The organism is Pseudomonas sp. PAGU 2196 (assembly GCF_022179005.1).
Taxonomy (GTDB): domain Bacteria; phylum Pseudomonadota; class Gammaproteobacteria; order Pseudomonadales; family Pseudomonadaceae; genus Aquipseudomonas; species Aquipseudomonas kermanshahensis.
In genome coordinates this window covers 69,520-90,012 of record NZ_BNTL01000029.1, presented here as the reverse complement: position 1 = coordinate 90,012, position 20,493 = coordinate 69,520, and the positions used below count along the sequence as shown (strand labels likewise).

At 62.1% G+C, this 20,493-nt stretch carries 15 protein-coding genes; 3 read left to right on the top strand and 12 right to left on the bottom strand.

Annotated features, from left to right (window positions below):
* Positions 1-161: 161 nt before the first annotated feature.
* The gene (locus MFF34_RS22565) at positions 162-1,157 is read left to right on the top strand and encodes an alpha/beta fold hydrolase (RefSeq protein ID WP_085273565.1); all 996 of its coding nucleotides are present in this window, start codon (positions 162-164) and stop codon (positions 1,155-1,157) included.
* Between the two features lie 115 nt (positions 1,158-1,272).
* On the opposite strand, the gene MFF34_RS22560 is transcribed toward MFF34_RS22565, so the two are convergent.
* The 6 genes from MFF34_RS22560 to MFF34_RS22535 all read right to left on the bottom strand — a co-directional run bounded on the left by MFF34_RS22560 (position 1,273) and on the right by MFF34_RS22535 (position 7,779).
* A complete protein-coding gene (locus tag MFF34_RS22560; protein ID WP_085273564.1) occupies positions 1,273-2,601 on the bottom strand; it encodes a sigma-54 dependent transcriptional regulator in 1,329 nt (442 codons plus the stop codon).
* Positions 2,598-4,502, bottom strand: a complete 1,905-nt coding sequence (locus MFF34_RS22555) for an ATP-binding protein (RefSeq protein ID WP_238216546.1) — start codon at positions 4,500-4,502, stop codon at positions 2,598-2,600. The genes MFF34_RS22560 and MFF34_RS22555 overlap by 4 nt, the downstream gene beginning before the upstream one ends.
* A 67-nt stretch (positions 4,503-4,569) precedes the next feature.
* Positions 4,570-5,304 carry an amino acid ABC transporter ATP-binding protein gene (locus tag MFF34_RS22550; protein WP_027594178.1) on the bottom strand — a complete coding sequence of 245 codons (735 nt, stop codon included), beginning with the start codon at positions 5,302-5,304 and terminating at the stop codon, positions 4,570-4,572.
* On the bottom strand, positions 5,301-5,972 hold the full coding sequence (locus MFF34_RS22545) for an amino acid ABC transporter permease (RefSeq protein WP_238216544.1): 672 nt from the start codon (positions 5,970-5,972) through the stop codon (positions 5,301-5,303). Before MFF34_RS22545 ends, MFF34_RS22550 begins: the two co-directional genes overlap by 4 nt.
* A complete protein-coding gene (locus tag MFF34_RS22540; RefSeq protein WP_099430277.1) occupies positions 5,973-6,719 on the bottom strand; it encodes an amino acid ABC transporter permease in 747 nt (248 codons plus the stop codon).
* A gap of 142 nt (positions 6,720-6,861) precedes the next feature.
* Positions 6,862-7,779, bottom strand: coding sequence for a glutamate/aspartate ABC transporter substrate-binding protein (locus tag MFF34_RS22535; RefSeq protein WP_027594181.1), 918 nt, complete (start codon positions 7,777-7,779; stop codon positions 6,862-6,864).
* A 319-nt stretch (positions 7,780-8,098) separates the two neighbouring features.
* Between MFF34_RS22535 and MFF34_RS22530 the strand changes: the two genes are divergently transcribed.
* A complete protein-coding gene (locus tag MFF34_RS22530; RefSeq protein ID WP_238216542.1) occupies positions 8,099-12,496 on the top strand; it encodes an NEL-type E3 ubiquitin ligase domain-containing protein in 4,398 nt (1,465 codons plus the stop codon).
* A gap of 39 nt (positions 12,497-12,535) precedes the next feature.
* Here the strand turns inward: MFF34_RS22530 and glpD are convergent, their stop codons facing one another.
* From glpD to MFF34_RS22510, 4 genes are all read right to left on the bottom strand, one after another.
* Positions 12,536-14,074 carry a glycerol-3-phosphate dehydrogenase gene (gene glpD, locus MFF34_RS22525; RefSeq protein ID WP_238216540.1) on the bottom strand — a complete coding sequence of 513 codons (1,539 nt, stop codon included), beginning with the start codon at positions 14,072-14,074 and terminating at the stop codon, positions 12,536-12,538.
* Between the two features lie 173 nt (positions 14,075-14,247).
* The gene (gene glpR / locus MFF34_RS22520; protein ID WP_238216538.1) at positions 14,248-15,003 is read right to left on the bottom strand and encodes a DNA-binding transcriptional repressor GlpR; all 756 of its coding nucleotides are present in this window, start codon (positions 15,001-15,003) and stop codon (positions 14,248-14,250) included.
* 127 nt (positions 15,004-15,130) lie between these two features.
* Positions 15,131-16,630: a glycerol kinase GlpK gene (gene glpK / locus MFF34_RS22515; protein WP_099430273.1), complete on the bottom strand. Its 1,500-nt coding sequence runs from the start codon at positions 16,628-16,630 to the stop codon at positions 15,131-15,133.
* A gap of 51 nt (positions 16,631-16,681) precedes the next feature.
* Positions 16,682-17,533, bottom strand: coding sequence for an MIP/aquaporin family protein (locus MFF34_RS22510; RefSeq protein ID WP_027594186.1), 852 nt, complete (start codon positions 17,531-17,533; stop codon positions 16,682-16,684).
* A 303-nt stretch (positions 17,534-17,836) separates the two neighbouring features.
* On the opposite strand from MFF34_RS22510, the gene ybaK reads away from it, so the two are divergent.
* Positions 17,837-18,307, top strand: coding sequence for a Cys-tRNA(Pro) deacylase (gene ybaK, locus MFF34_RS22505; RefSeq protein ID WP_054899441.1), 471 nt, complete (start codon positions 17,837-17,839; stop codon positions 18,305-18,307).
* Between the two features lie 40 nt (positions 18,308-18,347).
* Here the strand turns inward: ybaK and MFF34_RS22500 are convergent, their stop codons facing one another.
* Complete coding sequence (locus MFF34_RS22500; RefSeq protein ID WP_099430271.1) at positions 18,348-19,457, bottom strand: ABC transporter ATP-binding protein; 1,110 nt, start codon at positions 19,455-19,457, stop codon at positions 18,348-18,350.
* Entirely contained in the window at positions 19,454-20,374 is a 921-nt protein-coding gene (argF, locus tag MFF34_RS22495; protein WP_238216537.1) for an ornithine carbamoyltransferase, read from the bottom strand. Before argF ends, MFF34_RS22500 begins: the two co-directional genes overlap by 4 nt.
* Positions 20,375-20,493 lie beyond the last annotated feature (119 nt).

The following is a 20,493-nucleotide window of genomic DNA, read 5'->3' as shown; positions in this document are numbered from 1 at the left end:
ATTGAGTTGAGTTTCGCTCATGTTGCCCAGGCTGTCGACTGGACCGTTGGCCACACCACTCAGCGGGGGTCATCAAACTGTCACTGAACTGTGGCAGCGCGCTCGACAGAAATTCATCAAACTCGCGCTCTACTGGGGATCTGCATTCTGGTGTTTCTTTCATGCGGGCTTTGTTGCTGTTTCTCTTCTTCCTTTTCAGCGTGCCGGCGAGTTTCGCCGACCAACGCTGTGACACGCAGGTAGCGGTACAACGGGCCGAACTGGGTGATTTGAGCCTGGTTTACCAAAGCGTCGGTGCGCCGCGAGACCCTGCATTGCTGCTGGTCATGGGCCTGGGCGGGCAACTGATCCATTGGCCGGACGACGTGGTCGAGGCTTTGTGCCGCCAGGGTTTTCGGGTCATACGCTACGACAACCGCGATGTCGGCCTGTCGCGCTGGAACCAACTGCCACCCTCGGCCAACCTGACGGTAGAGCTGCTGCGCTACAAGCTCGGCCTGCCGGTTTCCGCCCCCTATACGCTCACCGACATGGCTGGGGATGGGCTGCGCTTGATGGATTCATTGGGCATACGCCAGTTTCATGTGCTGGGGGTCAGCATGGGCGGGATGATTGCCCAGCACCTGGCGGCAATGGCGCCGGAGCGGGTCCGTAGCCTGACGCTGGTGATGTCCAGCTCAGGCGCCGCAGGGCTGCCCGCGCCGGACCCTGCCCTGGTGCAGCTGTTGGCCCGGCGCAGTGCGCCCAACCGTGAGGTAGCGATCGAGCAGCAGGCTGACTTGCTGGCGGCACTGGGCAGCCCGCAGGTGCGTGATGATCGGGCCGCCTTGTTGCAGCAGGCAGCGGTGGCCTATGACCGGGCGTTCAACCCGGATGGTGCCAAGCGCCAGATCATGGCGATCCTGGCCGAACCGAGCCGCGTGGCGTTGCTCAACCAGCTGCGCGTGCCGACGCTGGTGGTGCATGGCACGGCCGACCCGTTGTTGCCGGTGATGCATGGGGTGCACTTGGCGGCGCATATCCAGGGCAGCCAGCTGCGCTTGATACCGGGGCTGGCGCACCGTTTTCAGGAGCCGTTCAAGGCGCCGTTGCTGGGGGCGGTGCTGCCTTACCTGCAATCGCATCGGCAGGATGTGACGCATATTGCGGGGCTGTGAGATTGGCATTGGCTGCTTCGCGGGCAAGCCCGCTCCCACAGGATTAGCGCCGCCTCCGAGGGGGGTGGGGAACCGGTGGGAGCGGGTTTGCCCGCGAAGCAGGCGCCGCCGTTTTTCAGCCCAGCCCGTACTTTTTCACTTTGTCGAACAGTGTGGTCTTGGCCATGCCCAGCTCCTGGCTGGCCTGGCTGAGGTTGCCGCCGGTGCGTTGCAAGGCATCGCTGAGCAGATTGCGTTCAAAGGCCTCCACAGCCTCGGAAAAGCCCAGGCCCTGGCTGGCGCCGCCACTCGGGCCCTTCTTGAAGGCCGGTAAGCCCAAGGCATGACGCTCGGCAACGTTGCGCAGCTCTCGCACGTTGCCCGGCCAGTCATGGGCCATCAACCGCGACAAGGTCTGGCTGTCCAGCGTCGGTGCTTCACGGTCGAAGCGCAGGGCCGATTGCTGCAGGAAGTGTTCGAACAACTGCAGGATGTCTTCGCGGCGCTCACGCAGGGGGGGGAGCTCCAGCGTCACCACGTTCAGCCGGTAGTACAGGTCACTGCGAAACTGCCCGTTCTGCCCCATGGCATCGAGGTCGGACTTGGTCGCGGCGATTACCCGGCAATCCACCGCGATGCTCTGGTTCGAGCCCAGCCGCTCCAGTGTGCGCTCCTGCAACACCCGCAGCAGTTTGATCTGCAGGTTGATCGGCATGCTCTCGACCTCGTCGAGGAACAGCGTGCCGCCATTGGCGTGTTCGATCTTGCCGATTCGGCGTTTACCTGCGCCGGTAAAGGCGTTGGCTTCGTGGCCGAAAATTTCGCTCTCGAACAGGTTTTCGGGTAGGCCGCCGCAGTTCAGCGCCACGAAGGGTTGGCCCTGGCGGCGGCTGAAATCGTGCAGGCAGCGGGCGACCAGTTCTTTGCCGGTGCCGGTCTCGCCTTCGATCAGCACGTTGGCCGAGGTGTCGGCGACGTTGGCGATCAGTTCACGCAGGTGCTCCATGGCCGGCGAGCGGCCAATGATGCGGCCCTCCAGGCTGCTCTGTTCGGCCAGTTGGCGGCGCAAGGCAACCACCTCGCGGGACAGGCCGCGCTGTTCGAGCGCGCGGCGCACCACGTCGACCAGGCGCTCGGGGGAGAAGGGCTTTTCCATGAAATCGTAGGCGCCGTTGCGCATGGCGCCGACCGCCATGTCGATATCGCCGTGGCCGGTGATCAGCACCACCGGCAGGCTGCGGTCGCGGGCCTTGAGGCGGTTGAGCAGCTCAAGGCCATCGATGCCGGGCAGGCGAATGTCGCTGACGACGATGCCGGCAAAGTCGTCGCCGATGCGTTCCAGGGCCTGTTCGGCGCTGCCGACCCCTTCGCAGGCGATGTCTTCCAGGGCCAATGCCTGCTGGCAGCCGAGCAGCACATGCGGGTCGTCTTCGACAATCAGGACGGTGAGAGGCGCTTGGTTCATGGGTGCTCTGCCGATTCGCTAGGGGGGGATACCAGGGGCAGGACAAGCACGAAGGCCGTGCCGCCACTGACAGGATGCTCGACGTTCAGGCTGCCTTTGGCGGCGGCAGCAAGGCTCGCCGACAAGGTCAGGCCCAGGCCCAGGCCATGTTCGCCCGGTTTGGTGGTGAAGAAGGGTTCGAACAGATGCTTGCGTGCCTCGGCGTCGATGCCATGGCCGTTGTCGCGTACCCGAAGGCGATACTTGTCACCCTGCAGTTCGCCTTCGAGCCACAGCTCTGGCAGGGGCTGGGTGGCCATGGCGTCGATGGCGTTGCCGATCAGGTTGACCAGGATCTGCTCCAGGCGGGTCTGGTCGATGGCCAGTTGATGGTCTTCGAATTGGTTATGCAATTGCAAGTGGCAGCCACTGATGCGGTTGGTCAGTACCTGCAGGGTGGCGTCCACCGCCTTGGCCAGCGAGGCCTGGCCACCGTCGTCGCCACGGCGGGCGAATGAACGCAGGCTGGCGGTGATACGGCCCATGCGGTCGATCAGGTCGTTCATGGTACGCAGGTTGGTGCTGGCCGTTTCCAGCGCGCCGCGTTCGAGGAAGCGCACAGTGTTGCCGGACAACGTGCGCAGCGCGGCCAAGGGCTGGTTGAGTTCGTGGGCGATGCTGGTCGACATCTGCCCGATGGCAGCCAGCTTGCCCGCCTGCACCAGCTCATCCTGGGCATGACGCAGGGTTTGCTCGGCGTGTCGGCGCTCGCGGATCTGCCCCTTCAGCCGCTCATTGCTGGCGCGCAAGTCGGCGGTGCGTTCGGTGATGCGGCGTTCGAGTTGGCTGTTGGCTTCCTGCAGCGCCTCACGGGCAGCCAGGCGGGTGGCGATGACTTTGCGGCGTTCGTTCCAGGCGATGCCCAGGATGGCCAGCAGGGCGAATGCCACCCCGACCAGGATGCCTTGCACCATTGATTCTCGGCGCAGGTCCTGCAGCGGGGTCAGCAAGGTGAAATGCCACGGGGTGTCGACCAGGCGACGGGTCTGGGCCAGGTAGGCCACTTCATGCGCCTTGCCTTGTGCTGTTTCGCTGTTGGCCGGGAAGGTCAGCTTTTCAACACCATCGGCGAGGGTTTCCCGCGCCAGAGGTTGTAACTCGTTCAGCGGCCACCAGTAATACTGCAGGCTACGTGCCAGGCGTTCCTTGATTTGCGGGGTCAGCGGGCGCACCGACTTCAAGCGCCGGGCCGGGTCACTGGACAGAATGATGATGCCGTTCTCATCGCTGACGAACGCTTCCAGGCGGGCACGCTGCCAACGTTCTTCGAGGGTGTCCAGGCGTACCTTGATCACCGCAACGCCTATGATCTTGCCGTGTTCTTCCAGGCCATGGGCCAAGTAGTAGCCGGCCTCGCCGGTGGTGCTGCCGATGCCATAGAAGCGCCCGGGTTCGCCGCGCACGGCAGTCTGGAAGTAGGCCCGGAACGACAGGTCTTCACCCAGAAACGAATCGGCATCGCGCCAGTTGCTGGTGGCCTGCACCCGGCCGTTGGTGTCGAGCACGAAGATTGCCCGGCTGCGGCTGCGCCGGTTCAGGCCTTCGAGGTATTCGTTGACCGCCTGGCGGGAGCCGCCATCGGGCTCGGTGAGCAGGTGCGAGACGCTGTCTTCAAGCTCCAGCAGGCTGGGCAGGTAGGTGTATTTGCTGATCTCGCTCTCGACCGTGCGCGCGTGCAGCTCCAGCTGACGCTCGCCGTTTTCGCTCAGGCTGCGGATGCCATTGCTCTCGCTGACCAGGTAACCGGCCATGCCGAGGCCGACCATCAGCAGGATGACCAGGGGGGGTAACAGCAATTGACGAATCAGGCGGGAATTCACGGCAGGTCTGGCAGGGAGAAGAAGCGAAGGATCGCATTTCATCACAGTGGCCTTGTCACGACCAGCATCCGCTGCCCGATGGGGGCGGGCAGCGGAGGCTGAGGCCGGCTTAGTGTTGCAGGATCTTGCTGAGGAAGTGCTGGGTGCGTTGATCGCGGGCGTTCTGGTCGCCGAAGAACTCTTCTTTGGTGCAGTCTTCGATGATGCTGCCTTTGTCCATGAAGATGACCCGGTTGGCGACCTTGCGGGCAAAGCCCATCTCGTGGGTCACGCACATCATGGTCATGCCCTCGTTGGCCAGCTGAACCATCACATCGAGCACTTCACTGACCATTTCCGGGTCCAGTGCCGAGGTGGGTTCGTCGAACAGCATGACGATCGGGTCCATGGCCAGGGCGCGGGCGATCGCCACCCGTTGCTGTTGGCCGCCGGAAAGCTGGCCGGGGTGTTTCTTGGCATGCGCGCTGAGGCCGACGCGATCGAGCAAGGCCAGGCCTTTCTTGGAGGCTTCTGCCTCGCTACGGCCGAGCACCTTGCGCTGGGCGATGGTCAGGTTTTCGGTGATGGTCAGGTGCGGGAACAGTTCGAAGTGCTGGAACACCATGCCCACCCGCGAGCGCAGTTTCGGCAGGTTGGTCTTCGGGTCGGCAATCGAGGTGCCATCGACCACGATGTCGCCCTTCTGGAACGGCTCCAGCGCGTTGACGCACTTGATCAGGGTGGACTTGCCCGAGCCCGACGGCCCGCACACTACTACCACTTCACCCTTCTTGACGTCGGTGCTGCAGTCGGTCAGTACCTGGAAGTCGCCGTACCACTTGTTGACGTTCTTGATGGAAATCATACGGTGATCCTTTTTTGCAGGCGCTTGACCAGCCACGAAGCGGAGAAGCTGATGATGAAGTAGACGACCCCGGCGAAGATCAGGAACTCATGAGAGCGCCCGATGATGTCGCCGTTGGAGCGTGCCGAGTTGAGGAAGTCGACCAGGCCCACGGTGTACACCAGCGAGGTGTCCTGGAACAGGATGATACTTTGCTGCAGCAGCAAAGGGGTCATCTTGCGGAAGGCCTGGGGCAGGATGATCAGGCGCATGGTCTGGGCGTAGTTCATGCCCAGCGCTTGCGCGGCGCCCATCTGGCCCTTGGAGATCGACTGTACACCGGCACGGACGATTTCGCAGAAGTAGGCCGCTTCGAACATCATGAACGCGACCACGCAGGAGGTGAACGCACCGACGGGGGTGTCTTCGCCGGTGATCCAGCGCAGTACGAACGGCACCGCCAGGTAGAACCAGGTGATCACCAGCAGCAGCGGGATCGAGCGGAAGTAGTTGACATAAGCGCCCGCCACCCGCGACAGCAGTTTGCTCGACGACAGGCGCATCAGCGCCAGGATGGTGCCGAGTGCGATACCGCCGACCACGCCCATGATCATCAGTTGCAAGGTCATGATCATGCCTTCCCAGAGGGCAGGCAGGGCCGGGATGATTTCGCTGAAATCCATGTCCATTTACTTGCCCCCCACGGAAATCAGGCCAGGTACTGCGACTTTTTTCTCGACCAGGCGCATGAGTAGCATCAGGCCCATGTTCAGGGTGAAGTAGATCAGCGTGGCCAGGGTGAACGCCTCGAACAGGTTGGCGGAGAACTCTGCGGTCTGCTTGGTTTGTGCCAGCAGCTCCATCAGGCCGATCAGCGAGGCCACCGAGGAGTTCTTGAACACGTTGAGGAACTCGGACGTGAGCGGCGGAATGATGATCCGGTAGGCTTGCGGCAGCAGCACGTTGGTGTAGATCTGCGGCAGGCTGAAGCCCATGGCGCGGGCTGCGGATTCCTGTCCGCGGGGCAGCGCCTGGATGCCGGTGCGCACTTGTTCGCAGACACGGGCCGCGGTGAACAGGCCCAGGCACACAACCACGCTGATCAGCGCCGAAGTGGTCGGGTTGAGGTCCTGCTTGAACCATTCCTGCAGGCCTTCGGGCAGCAGGTCCGGTACCAGGAAGTACCAGATGAACAGCTGCACCAGCAGCGGCACGTTGCGGAATAGCTCCACATAGGCAGTGGCGATGCCCGATACCAGACGGTTCGGCACGGTACGCATGACACCGAGGACAGAGCCCAGCAGCAGCGCGATGATCCAGGCGGTGATGGCGATGGCGATGGTCCAGCCCAGGCCGGTGATGTACCAGTCCAGATAGGTTTCGCTGCCCACGCCGGTGGACTTGAAGAATACGCCCCAGTCCCAGTTGTAATTCATCGGGATTTCCCCTCAGACGGTTGTTTCACGGGCACCTTCGAGCATCCGGGGGCGCTTGGCGCCCTCGGATGAAAGGTTAGACACTAATGAGTGGCCTGCAGAATTGATTCGTGCGCATGCGCACCAGGCCACTATCTGAGGATCAGGACTTCTTCTCGTCCGCCGCTTTGTCGGTCGGCTCGGCGATCAGTTTTTTCAACTCGTCGCTCATCTGGAACTGCAGGTTCAGGCCCTTTGGTGGGATTGGCTGCATGAACCACTTGTCGTAGCTCTTGTTGACTTCGCCCGACTTGAAGTAAGCCACGATGGCCTCGTCGACCGCTTTCTTGAACGCAGCGTCTTCCTTGCGCACCATGCAGCCGTAGATTTCGTACGACTGAGGGGTACCGGTGATAACCCAGTCGGCCGGTTTGCGAGCCTTGGCCATTTCACCGGCGAGCAGGGCGTCGTCCATCATGAAGGCCACGGCGCGGCCGCTTTCGAGCATGTTGAAGGCTTCACCGTGGTCCTTGGCGGAAATCACGTTCATCTTCATTTGCTTGTCGGCGTTCATTGCCTTGAGGATGCGCTCGGAGGTGGTGCCGGCGGTGGTCACCACGTTCTTGCCAGCCAGGTCCGGGAAGTCTTTATAGGACGGCTGACCGTCCTTGACCTTGGTTAGCAGGCGGGTGCCGACTTCGAAGATGCCGACCGAGAAGCCGACTTGCTGCTGGCGCTCGACGTTGTTGGTGGTGGAGCCGCACTCCAGGTCGACGGTGCCGTTTTGCACCAGCGGGATGCGAGTCTGGGAGGTGACGAGGTTGTATTTGACCTTGATGTCGGTGCCCAGTTGTTTTTTCAGGGCCTCGACCACGGCCAGCTGGATGTCGTGGGAGTAGCCCACGGGCTCCGGCTTGCCTGCCAGGTAGGAAAATGGAATGGAGGAGTCGCGGTGGCCCAATGTGATGGTGCCCGAGTCCTTGATCTTCTTCAGGGTGCCGGTCAGCTCCTCGGCCATGGCCGGCGAAGCGATGACTGCAGCCGCGATAGCAGCGCCCAGCAATTGACGAACGATACGCATCAAATTTTCCTCGACGTGTTTGTTTTTTTTATGGAGCCGTTGGCGGACTCTTTCGTTCAACGAATACAACATGAAGCGGGTGCATTCGGCTAAAGAGTGTAGAGCATGAGTCGTGCCAAGCTTCCTTCTTGATCATAACGCCCCGAAATTACGGGGTATCGATCTTTTTTGACAGTAAATCGACAGCATGTGTTGTCCGTGATTCCGAATGGGTTGGCTTTTGCTGTTCGGAAACCCGAATGAATGGGGCCTAGATTTAGTTACCGCAGGTGACGGTTTGCCGTGTGGTCTGTTAACGGTTTTTACGGACCTCACTGCCATGACCCATTCTGCCGATGAAGCGCCTGCTTCGATTGATGCTCTGATTTCCCAACGTTTACCGGCTTGGCTCACCTCGGCTACGGTCGACCAGCAGCGTGCGCTTCACCGTGCCCTGCGCCAGCAGCAGGACAGCGCTGATCGTGTCCGGCAGTTGTTCAGCCGTATTCCACCCCTGGATGATTTTGCCGAGGCGCTGCTGCACGAAGCCCTGCGCCAGCGTTTTAAAGTCACCACCGATGTACGCAAGGCAACGCTGCGCAAGGTGGTGCAGATTATTCTGGCGACGCCCATGCCACCAACGCCATCGCCGAACATTGTCCGCATCTCGACTCAACCCCTGTTGACGACCGCGCTGCACAATTTCACCCAGGCGGAAACCAAGCCAGGCCCTTTCACCCAGATCGCACTGCGAGATGTGGCCGGTGTCACACTGTCGGTGTCATTCGAGCGCTTTGCCAAGTTGTGCCGCACGCTCGACCTGGGCGGGCGCTATCAGGCCCTGTTGCGCGAGCATCTGCTACCAGCGGATCGGCCAGGCGACGAACCCGGCCAGGCCCGTCGTGAGGTCGAGACATTGCTGGAGGAGGCCCTGCGCTCGTCAATGGAAGCGGCCGTGCGCCTGGCGGCCCTGAAAGGCCAGATCAGCCACGACAACTACCTCCAGACGCTGCCGATTTTTGCTAAGCATGCCGTGGTGCCTGCCTACCTCGTGGTGTTGAATACTCGTCAGGTGTACCTGCTGGGCAAGTGTTTGCACGGGGTGGTGGCCATCGAGATTCAAGACCGGGATCAGGCATTTCTGCGCGGCATTATGCTTTGGATTCCCGGGGACCCACTGCAGCCCGTGCAGGTGTTCGAATCCTGGTGGGCGTTCTATCAGGCCATGGGCCTGCGCCTGCGCGATCCACACTATGCGGCGTTCATAGCGCGTTTTATCGCTGAGCGCGATAGGGTCGCTTTTTTCGGCACCTTAAGGCGTTTGCTGTCGTCGAGCGCCGAGGGCTCAGTCCTGAGACTCGATGGCCGTGACTTCGCCATCACCCAACCGTTGTTTGCCTTTCTGCGCGCTGCGCGCATCGACAAGGTGCTCGATGATGCCCGTGTGCTGGCAGTCCCAACCGCCGATGAGGACAGGAAAGCACGGGACGAACGCCTCAAGGGCTACCAGGAGGCGGGGCTGACCTTGTTGAACCTGGCTGGGCTGTTCGTGCCGGTGTTGGGCGAACTGATGCTCGCAGTCGCTGCCGTGCAAATTGCCGATGAGGTCTACGAGGGTTACCAGGATTGGCAACTGGGCGATCGCCAAGGGGCGCTCGAGCACGCTTTCGGTGTCGCTGAAAGTGTGGCGCTGGGCGCCGCTATTGGGGCTGGCACGGCAGCGGCCGGGCACGTGCTCAAGCGCATCGCGTTCGTCGATGACCTGTCGCCGATTCGTACCGATGCCGGTCACGTCAAGCTCTGCGCCCACGACCTCAATGCCTATCAGGTAAAGGAGCAGGGCGTGACGGTGGGAGAGTTGATCCCAGAGGATGACCAGTGGCAATTGAAGTTGCACGAAGCCAGTTTTCAGTTGGCGGGCTACAAGGATGGCGAGCACTTGTTCATCCGTCATCCTCAGCGTAGCGAGGCCTTTCAGCCAATGCTCGAGCACAACGGCACTGGCGGCTGGCGGCATGCGCTGGAGCGTGCAGAGGAGTGGGCGGAGCCTGAGCGCTTAATGCGGCGGTTGAGTGCTGAACTGGCCGACGTCAGCGATGAAGAAGTACGCAGGGTGCTGGACAGCACGGGCTTCGATGATGCACAGCTAAGGCGTCTGCACCTGGAAAACGCACTGCCCCCCGCACGGTTGCTCGATGCCTTGGAGCGCTGCCGCTTGCATGAGCAATTCCCAACCGTGCAGGGCGAGGCGTTCGAGTTTCTGGTCAGCACATCGCAAGACAATGAGGAGCTGGCCAGTGTCGCGCTGCGTCGGGACTTTCCTGGCCTGTCGCAACGCGGAGCGCATGAAATCATCCAGCAGCTCGACAGCCAGCAGGTCGAGCAGATGCTGGCCAGTGATCGCGTCCCTTTGGCCTTGGCCGAACGCGCGCGCTGGTTTTTGCGCGACAGCCGCCTTGACCGTGCCTGCGCAGGTTTACGTCAGGCTTCGGCCGCCAATGCTGACACCGCGAAACTGGCCGTTGGCCTTATCGAAAACATGGCGCCTTGGCTTGAACCGTATGCCGTCGAAGTGCGAGCCGAGAGCCGCACAGGGGCGGTATTGGCACACGCGGGCGCAGATGTCGCTGCTCAGCGGTTTACTGTCGTCAAAACGCCAACGGGATACACCACCTATGTTACGACGGGCGAGCCGTTGGCAGGCACTGCCTCAACTGACAGCCTGTTGCAGGCACTTTCGTTGACCTTGAGTGAAGCGCAAACAGGCGCACTGGGGATAAATACGCTGGATACGCCAGCGTTGAGCGATCTGCTGGCCGAACACGCCCGCACACGCCGTGAGCTGGCCGCGCAGTTGATAGGCCTGGCGCCGATAGGCGGTGGTGTGCGGCCGCCGGTGCGCTGGGGGGACGGGCGCCTGGGTTACCCGCTCAGTGGCCGGGGCGAAAGCCGCGGGCAGGCCAGCAGACGCGGGATGCGGCAAATTTTCCCGACCCTCGACGACAGCCAGCTGCAACGCTACCTGCTGGACCTGATTGCGCGTGGGGTCGACCCATGGCAGCACTACAGCCAGCTCAGCGAGCAACTGGCAAGCTTGCGCCAGGTCTTGCGAAGGTGGCGTATGGAGCATGCCGGCGTACTGGACCTGCTGCGGCGTGGTCGGGTCGCCAACATTATCCGCCGCGCCTGGCGCTGCAAAACAGGCCTGCGCAGCGACGGCACGTATGCGCTTGATATTGCGGGGGAGCGTGTCGGTAGCCTGCCGACGCTGGAGGAGGGGGTGAGTTTCCCGCATGTCACGCGGCTGACCCTGCGCGATATGGACTTGTCGGAAATCGATCCTGATTTCCTCGCGCGCTTCCCTAACCTGCGCGAACTCGACCTGCGCGAAAATCATCTGGCCGTCGTCCCGCCAGGTGTCGAGCGCCTGACCCAATTGAGAGGGCTGCGGCTGGACCACAACCGGATCATCATGGACGTCGCTGGCAACCGTCGGATCAATGCCTTGGTCAACCTGCAACGGCTGGAGCTCAGTTTCAATCCGCTCGGGTTCGCTCCTGATATTCGCGGGCTAATTCACCTTGGCCCGTTGGGGTTGCGTTCAACAGGTATCAACGCATTCCCTTCGCGCCTGCAGCAGTTACCGCTGCGGGGTATCGCCGACCTGCGCAACAACCAGATCCGCCAGGTCAATCAGGACTTGCATGGGTTAAGCCAGCGGCTGCAGCGTATGGCCTTGCATGACAACCCGCTGGATGAAGTGAGTGAGCAGTATCTACATCAATTGCCCGCCCCTGCCAGTGGCCGCCACCAAGACGTCAGGCACAGCCCATCGTTTCGGCATCAGCTGGTGCAAGAGAACGAGCGTGAGCAATGGCTAGTCGGTTCTTCCGGCGCACAACGCAGCGAGCGCGAGATGCAGTGGCGTAACCTGCAATTGGAACGTGAATCCCGGCCTTTCTTCAACTTCCTGCGCGATTTATCTCGGTCTCCAGACTTCCTGCAGCGCCCCATCTTCTATCGGGCCCGGGTCTGGAACATCATCGAGGCTTGTGAACAGAACAGTGAGCTGCGTGAGCAGTTGTTCGTCATGTCCGGCGGCACCGCTTCGTGCGAGGACCGGTTGTTGTGGCTGTTCAGCCAGATGGAGGTGCGGGCGTTGATTCACCGGCACACCGCGGGGTTATCCATCGCGCAAAGCGAGGTCGAGCTGATGCGCCTGAACCGCTCGCTGTTTCGCCTGGATGCGCTTGACCACATCGCGGCGCGGCGTATCCAGGGGATTCGCGCTGCCGGGCGTGATGTAGACGACATCGAAGTTTATTTGACCTACCGTGTGCGGCTGGCAGGCCCGCTGCGGCTGCCGGCCCAACCTGCTGCGCTGCACTTCGAGGCCTATGCTGGCCTGACGCCGGCCGACCTGAATAACGCCAGGATTGAAGTGTTAAGGGCGGAAACCCCGGAGCTGCTGACCCAGGCGCTGGCCGAACGAGAGTTTTGGGAGCGTTACGTGCGAGACCGTTACGAGCGCCGCTTCACGGCGCTGGTGGATGCTTTCCGGGCACCAGAAGAGGCCTACCGGGAGCGTGCAGAAGCGGGAGAGGTCAGTGAGGAGCAGTACCTGAAGTACTGCGAAGGCATCGTGCAGGCCATACACGACGGTGAGCGCGACTTGATTGTCACGTTGGCCCGCGAAGCTTTCGACCGTTGGTTCGGGATTGATGGGGTGTTGCCGTAAGCGGGTGCCGCGCAGGCGGCACCGGCTTCAACGTCGCCTTCAGGCAGCCTTGAACGAAGTTTGGCTCAGCGGCGCTGTCACTAGGTAGTCGTGCAGCGCCTGCTGTTCCGCAGGCGATGTGAACAGGCCTAGTTTGGTACGGCGCCACAGAATGTCGGCAGCATCTACAGCCCACTCTTCGCTGCGCAGGTAATCGACTTCGCGGCTGAAGAGGCCGCCGCCAATGGCCTGCCCCAAACCTTCCGGGCCCTGAATACCCTCGAGCAGGCGCCATACGCGGCTGCCGTAAGTCACTGCCCAGCGTTTGGCGATGTCCACCGGCAGCCACCCGTACTGCGCCAGAATGGCGTCGGTCAGTGCCTGCGCGGTGGTCATGTCTTCCCCGCCGGGCAGCGGCGCTGTAGCGGTCCAGCTGGCGCGCATCTGGGTGAAGAACGGCTTGAGCTCGGCCATGGCCGATTCGGCCAGTTTGCGGTACGTGGTGAGCTTGCCGCCGAACACCGACAGCAACGGCGCCTGGCCTTCACCTGCCGACAGCGCCAGGGTGTAGTCGCGGGTCACGGCCGACGGGTTGTCCGACTCGTCGTTGCACAGCGGGCGTACGCCGGAGTAGGTGTGCAGGATGTCGGCACGGCTGAGCTGATGGTTGAAGTGCGCGTTGACCACCTTGAGCAGGTAGTCGGTCTCGGCTTCGGTGATTTTCACCTGGGCCGGGTCACCGCTGTATTCACGGTCGGTGGTGCCGATCAGGGTGAAGCGGTCCAGGTAAGGGATGCAGAACACGATGCGCTGGTCTTCATTCTGCAGGATGTAAGCGTGCTCGCCTTCGTACAGGCGCGGGACGATCAGGTGGCTGCCCTGAATCAGGCGGATGCCGTAAGGCGCATCCAGCTTGAGGTCATCCTTGATGAAGCTGGCCACCCACGGGCCAGCAGCGTTGACCAGGGCGCGGGCACGAATGCTCTGCAGGCTGCCGTCGGCATGCTGCAACTCGACCTGCCAAACGCCATCGACACGCTCGGCACGCAGGCAGCGGGTGCGGGTGACGATGTGCGCACCTTGTTCGCGGGCTGCCATGGCATTGAGCACGACCAGGCGGGCGTCGTCCACGGCGCAGTCAGCGTATTCGAAACCCCGGGTGATGGCCGGTTTGAGCGGGTAGCCCGGGCCGAAGCGCAGGCTGCGCGAAGCGCCCAGGCGCTTGCGCTTGCCCAAGTGGTCGTAGAGGAACAGGCCGGCACGGATCATCCAGGCCGGGCGCAGGTGCGGGCGATGGGGCAGCACGAAGCGCATCGGCTTGACGATGTGCGGCGCCTTGGCCAGCAGGACTTCGCGCTCGGCCAGAGCTTCGCGCACCAGGCGGAACTCGTAGTGCTCCAGGTAGCGCAGGCCACCATGGATGAGCTTGCTGCTCGCCGACGAAGTGTGCTGCGCCAGGTCGTCCTTTTCGCAAAGGAACACCTTCAGGCCGCGCCCGGCGGCGTCGGCAGCAATGCCCACACCATTGATGCCACCACCGATCACGGCGAGGTCATAACAGTCAGCGAGGGGTGGCTGGGACGAAACGGGCTGGGACACGGGCAAGGCCTCCTGGGGCTGTTCACATCGAATATGAACATTGATGTTCGTTTCCGAAAATACTAGCGCAACAGAAGGCGGGTATCCAGTCAGTCTTTATAGAAAATACTGATCGGATGACAATAAAGTGAACATTTACGAAAATAGCGGGCCGGTGATGGCCCGCGTGCGGTTCACACCACGTCGAGGCGAATCTTGTACTGGTTAAGCAAGTGGGCGAGGGCGGGCGTCGGCGTCTGGTCGGTCACCAAACAGTCCACCAGGCTGATCGAGCCCAGGCGAACCATGGCATTACGCCCAAACTTGCTGGAGTCGGCGGCCAGGATAACCTGGCGTGCATTGGCGATCAGGGCCTGGGAAACCCGCACCTCCTGGTAATCGAAGTCCAGCAGGCTGCCATCTTCGTCGATGCCGCTGATGCCAACCAAGGCGAAATCGACCTTGAATTGGTTGATGAAATCGACGCTGGCCTGGCCTACCACACCGCCATCGCGACGCACCGTGCCACTTGCCACCAGTACTTCGAAATCGTCCTTGGCCGCCAGGATCGAGGCCACGTGGAGGTTGTTGGTAATCACCTTCAGGTGGTTATGGTTGAGCAGTGCGCGGGCGATCGATTCGGTCGTTGTGCCGATGTTGATGAACAGCGAGGCATGGTCGGGAATCTGCGAGGCCACGGCTTCGGCGATGCGCTGCTTTTCGTCGCGCATCTGGTCGGCGCGCATGGCGTAGGCGGTGTTCTCGATGCTCGAGTCATACGCCGCACCCCCGTGGTAGCGGCGTAGCAGGTTGAGCTCGGCGAGCTGGTTGATGTCGCGGCGGATGGTTTGCGGGGTGACGACGAACAGCTGCGCCATTTCTTCGATGCTGACGTAGCCGCGGTCGCGGACCAGCTCGAGGATTTGTTGTTGGCGGGGGGGCAGATTCATGGGCGGTCCTTATGGGCTGCCGGACAAATTCTGCAATGATGCCGTAGGAAGCGGATGACGGCCAGTGGAGTATCGGGCCGCTGCGCAGCCCATCGNNATGGGCTGCGCAGCGGCCCCTGACCCCGGATCAGGCTTCGTGATCTTCCCAGTCACGGGTACGGTCGACGGCCTTCAGCCACCCGGCGTAAAGCTTCTCTTTCTGCGTCTCGTCCAATTGCGGGCTGAACTCGCGCTCGATGATCGCCTTGTCGCGCAACTCGTCCAGGCTGCTCCAGAACCCACAGGCCAGGCCTGCCAGGTAGGCGGCGCCGAGGGCTGTGGTCTCGCGCATTTTCGGGCGCTCCACGCAGGTGCCGAGGATGTCGGCCTGGAACTGCATGAGGAAGTTGTTGGCCACCGCACCGCCATCCACGCGCAATTCGGACAGGCGATAGCCGCAATCCTGTTGCATGGCGTCCAGCACGTCACGTGTCTGGTAGGCGATCGATTCCAGCGCTGCACGAATGATGTGGTCGACCTTCACCCCCCGCGTCAGGCCGAACAGGGCGCCACGGGCATAAGGGTCCCAATAGGGTGCGCCCAGGCCTGTGAAGGCGGGCACCAGGTACACGCCGTTGCTGTCCTTGACCTTGCTGGCGAAGTACTCGGTATCGAGTGCGTCGTTGACGATCTTCAGCTCGTCACGCAGCCACTGCACGGTAGAGCCACCATTGAACACGGCGCCCTCCAGTGCATAGGCCACTTCACCGCGCGGGCCGCAGGCGATGGTGGTGAGCAGGCCGTGGGACGAGTTGACGGCCTTGTCGCCGGTGTTCATCAGCAGGAAGCAGCCGGTGCCGTAGGTGTTCTTGGCCTGGCCGGGCTCGACGCACATCTGGCCGAACAGCGCAGACTGCTGGTCGCCAGCGATACCGGCGATGGCAATGCCGCTCTTGGTGTGGCCGTAGACTTCGGAGGAGGGGCGAACCTCAGGCAGCATCTGGCGTGGGATGCCGAGGATTTTCAGCAGCTTTTCATCCCATTCCAGTGTGTGAATATTGAACATCAGCGTGCGCGACGCGTTGGTGTAGTCGGTGACGTGCACCTTGCCGCCGGAGAATTTCCAGATCAGCCAAGTGTCGACAGTACCGAACAGCAGCTCGCCACGTTCGGCGCGCTCACGGGCGCCTTCGACATTGTCGAGGATCCACTTGAGCTTGGTGCCGGAGAAGTACGGGTCGGTGACCAGGCCGGTGGACTCGCGGATGTAGTCTTCATGGCCATCCCGCTTGAGCTGCGCGCAGATTTCGGTGCTGCGGCGGCACTGCCAGACGATGGCGTTGTACACCGGGCGGCCGGTTTCCTTGTCCCACACCACCGTGGTTTCACGCTGGTTGGTAATGCCCAGCGCAGCGACCTGGGCGTGGCTGATGCCCGCCTGGGCGAGGGCCTCGACCAAGGTGGCGCTCTGGGTGGCGAAGATCTCCATCGGGTCGTGTTCGACCCAGCCCGCCTGCGGATAGTGCTGGGCGAATTCGCGCTGGGAGGTGCCGACCACATTGGCGTCGCGATCGAAAATGATGGCCCGCGAACTGGTGGTGCCCTGGTCCAGGGCGATGATGTAGTTCTTATCCAGGGTGTCTGTCATGGTCGTAGGCCTTGCAAAAATGGGAAGTCAGGGCTTGGGCGTGAGGCCACATCAGTTGACTTGAGTATCGCCCTGGCGATTGTCGTTTGTCTCAGCGCTTGCGGTTGGCGCTACTGGCAGGTTGCGGGCGATCAGGCCGCGATACGCTGCGGCGCCCAGGCATGCGCCAAGGATCGGTGCGAACACCGGTACCAGGAAATAAGGAATGTCCCGTCCGCCAGTGAAGGCGATTTCGCCCCAACCGGCCAGGAAGGTCATCAACTTTGGCCCGAAATCGCGGGCTGGGTTCATCGCAAAGCCGGTCAGCGGCCCCATGGCGCTGCCGATCACGGCAATCAGCAGGCCGATGAGCAGCGGCGCCACAGCGCCACGGGGCAGGCCGTTGTTGTCGTCGGTAAGGGCCATGATCACGGCCATGAGGATGGCGGTGATGACCACCTCCACCAGGAATGCCTGGCCAGTGGACAGCGAGGGGTGCGGATAGGTGGAGAACACCGACGCCAGCTCCAGGCTTTCGCTGCTGCCTCGTAGCATGGCGTGGGCTTGTTCGAAATCGAAGAACAGATTGCTGTACAAGGTGTAGACCAACGCTGCGCCGCAGAAGGCGCCGCAGACCTGGGCCAGCATGTAGAACGGCAGTTTGCGCTTGTCGAAGCCGGCGAACAGGGTGAGGGCGATACTCACGGCCGGGTTCAGGTGCGCGCCGGAAACACCGGCGGTGAAGTAGATCGCCATGCTCACGCCGACGCCCCAGATAATGCTGATTTCCCACAGGCCGAAGCTGGCACCCGCGACTTTGAGCGCGGCGACGCAACCGGTGCCGAAAAAGATGAGCAGGGCGGTGCCAAGAAATTCGGCCAGGCATTGGCTGGACAAGGTGGGTTCGCGTAGAGCAGTCGTCATGTATGACCTCGTTTTTTTTGTTGTGAGGCGCGTGGCGCTCGACAGCAAAGCCCGGAGTCGATCCCCATTGACCCCAGGCAGATACAGGAAATGCACCTTAAATGTGCACCATTTCTTCAGAAACGAAAAAATATAGACAAGAAACGCTTATGTCAAAGGTCGAAAGTGAACGGTCAGTCACGTTTTGGACGTAGTGTGGGGTCGCGAAACCGCACGCTAGACAGGCGCGTAGCCTCCGAACTGGCTGGGATGTGGGATATGTCCTAAAGTAGCCGCCGACTTGTCCCTGACCGGAGCCTGCGCATGACCCCCGCCCTAGACCTGTTGAAAAAAGCCCGCGCCGAGCATCGTGTGCACAGTTATGAGCACGATCCTAAATCGGCCTCCTATGGTTTGGAGGCAGCGGAAAAGCTCGGGCTCGATCCGCAACAAGTGTTCAAGACCTTGCTGGCGAGCAGTGAGAAAGGTGAGTTGCTGGTGGCCGTGGTGCCGGTGGTGGGCACCTTGGACCTCAAGGCACTGGCCCATGCGGCGGGGGTGAAGAAGTGCGAGATGGCCGACCCGGCGGCGGCCCAGCGGGCTACGGGGTATCTGGTCGGTGGCATCAGCCCGTTAGGCCAGAAGAAGCGCTTGCGCACCTTTATTGATGACTCGGCACAGAACTTTGCAACCATCCATGTCAGCGCCGGGCGGCGCGGGCTGGAGGTGGAGTTGGCGGCGGCGGTACTGGCTGAACATACCCAGGGCACGTTTGCCGGTATTGGCAGGGGTTGAAATCGCAGGGGCCGCTGCGCAGCAGCCCCAGAATAGAGAATCAGGTCGCCGAGCTGTAGCGGCGAACGCCATTTTCCTGCCGTGGCAACTGCGCCGCGACACTGCCCGGCACCGGGAACAGCACCAGGTGATCGGCCGCCACGGCAATCCCTACATCCTCACCGACCTGATGATCGATATGGCTTGGGAAGATCGCCTCCAGCTGGCTGCCGGTAGGCAGTTGCAGGCGATACAGGGTCGATGCCCCCAGGAAGCTCTTGCCCACGATACTGGCCCGCAGCAGGCTGTCTGGCGCATACACGATATCGTCAGGGCGCAGCAGCACATCCACCGAGCTGCCTGGCGCCATGATGTAGGCGCGGTTGCCGCGCAGTTCGCCGAGTTCGGTATTGACCGCCTCGTGGCTGCTCATCTGGCCACGGATGAAGTAGCCCTGGCCAATGAAGCTGGCCACGAACGGCGTCTGAGGCTCGTGGTAGAGGTTGTAAGGCGTATCCCACTGCTCCAGGCGACCTTCCTTGAACACACCCACCTGGTCGCTGACGGCAAACGCTTCCTCCTGGTCGTGGGTCACCAGAATGGCGCTGGTACCCCGGCTCTTGAGGATGTCGCGCACCTCATGGCTCAAGCGGCGGCGCAGTTCCACGTCGAGGTTGGAGAACGGCTCGTCAAGCAGCAGTAACTGAGGCTCTGGCGCCAGCGCGCGGGCCAGGGCGACCCGTTGCTGCTGCCCACCGGACAGCTCGTGCGGATAGCGACCGCCCAAGCCGCCCAGCTTGACCAGTTCGAGCATCTCTTCGACCACCTCACCCTGGCGCGGGTGCTTGGCGATGCCGAAGGCGATGTTCTGGGCCACGGTCAGGTGCGGGAACAGGGCGTAGTCCTGAAACACCATGCCGATGCGGCGTTTTTCCGGGGCCAGGGTGAAGCCGGCACGGGAAATGACCTCGCCCGCCAGTTGGATCTCGCCTTCATGGATAGGCTCGAACCCGGCGATGGCGCGCAGGGTGGTGGTCTTGCCGCAACCGGATGAACCCAGCAGGCAACCAATGTCGCCTGCGTTCAGGTGCAGGTTGAGGTTCTGGACGATGCGCTGGTCGCCGTAGCCGCAGGCGAGGTTGCGCAGGTTGAGCAGTAGGGGTTGACTCATGCGTGGTGGTAAGCCGGTTCTACAAGGAATTCGAGAAGGGCCTTCTGTGCATGCAGGCGGTTTTCAGCCTGGTCCCAGGCGACCGAACGAGGGTCGTCGAGCAGGTCATGGCTGATTTCCTCACCACGGTGGGCGGGCAGGCAGTGCATGAACAGGGCGTCGGGTGCCGCCAGGTCGAGCAGTTCGCGGGTGACCTGGTAAGGCGCGAAATGCGCCAGGCGGCGTGCAGTTTCCTCCTCCTGGCCCATGGAAGTCCAGACATCGGTGGTCACCAGGTGCGCGCCGCGCACAGCTTCCTTCGGGTCGCGGATGATCTGCACGCGATCACCGCCCAGCGCCATGAAGCGTGGGTCCGGCTCGTAGCCTTCCGGGCAGGCGATGCGCAGCTGGAAATCGAACTGCCGGGCAGCTTCGATATAAGAGTTGCACATGTTGAAGCCATCACCGATCCACGCCACGGTCTTGCCCTGGATCGAGCCACGGTGTTCGACGAATGTCTGCATGTCGGCCAGCAACTGGCACGGGTGCGACTCATCGGACAGGCCATTGATCACGGGTACGCGCGAGTTGGCGGCGAACTCGGTGAGGGTGTTGTGGGCGTGGGTGCGGATCATCACCACGTCGACCATGCTCGACAGCACGATGGCGCTGTCGCTGATCGGCTCGCCACGGCCCAGCTGGGTGTCGCGAGGTGACAGGAAGATGGCCTGGCCGCCGAGCTGGATCATGCCTGCCTCGAACGACACGCGGGTCCGGGTCGAGGACTTTTCGAAGATCATGCCCAGCACGCGGTTTTTCAGCGGCTCGAACAGTACGCTTCGCTTGCGCAGGTCCTTCAGCTCGATGCCGCGGCGGATCACCCCGAGCAATTCGTCGGTGGTGAAGTCCAGCAGGGAGAGAAAGTGCCTAGCGCTCATGTTTGACTACCTTATCTGCAACGGTATGCAGGTCGACCGTATGGTTTTTTTTGACAACGGGAGTGACCTGCGGCGTAAGCCGCACGGGGCGGACGAAATAGGGAAAGGCGCAATACTAT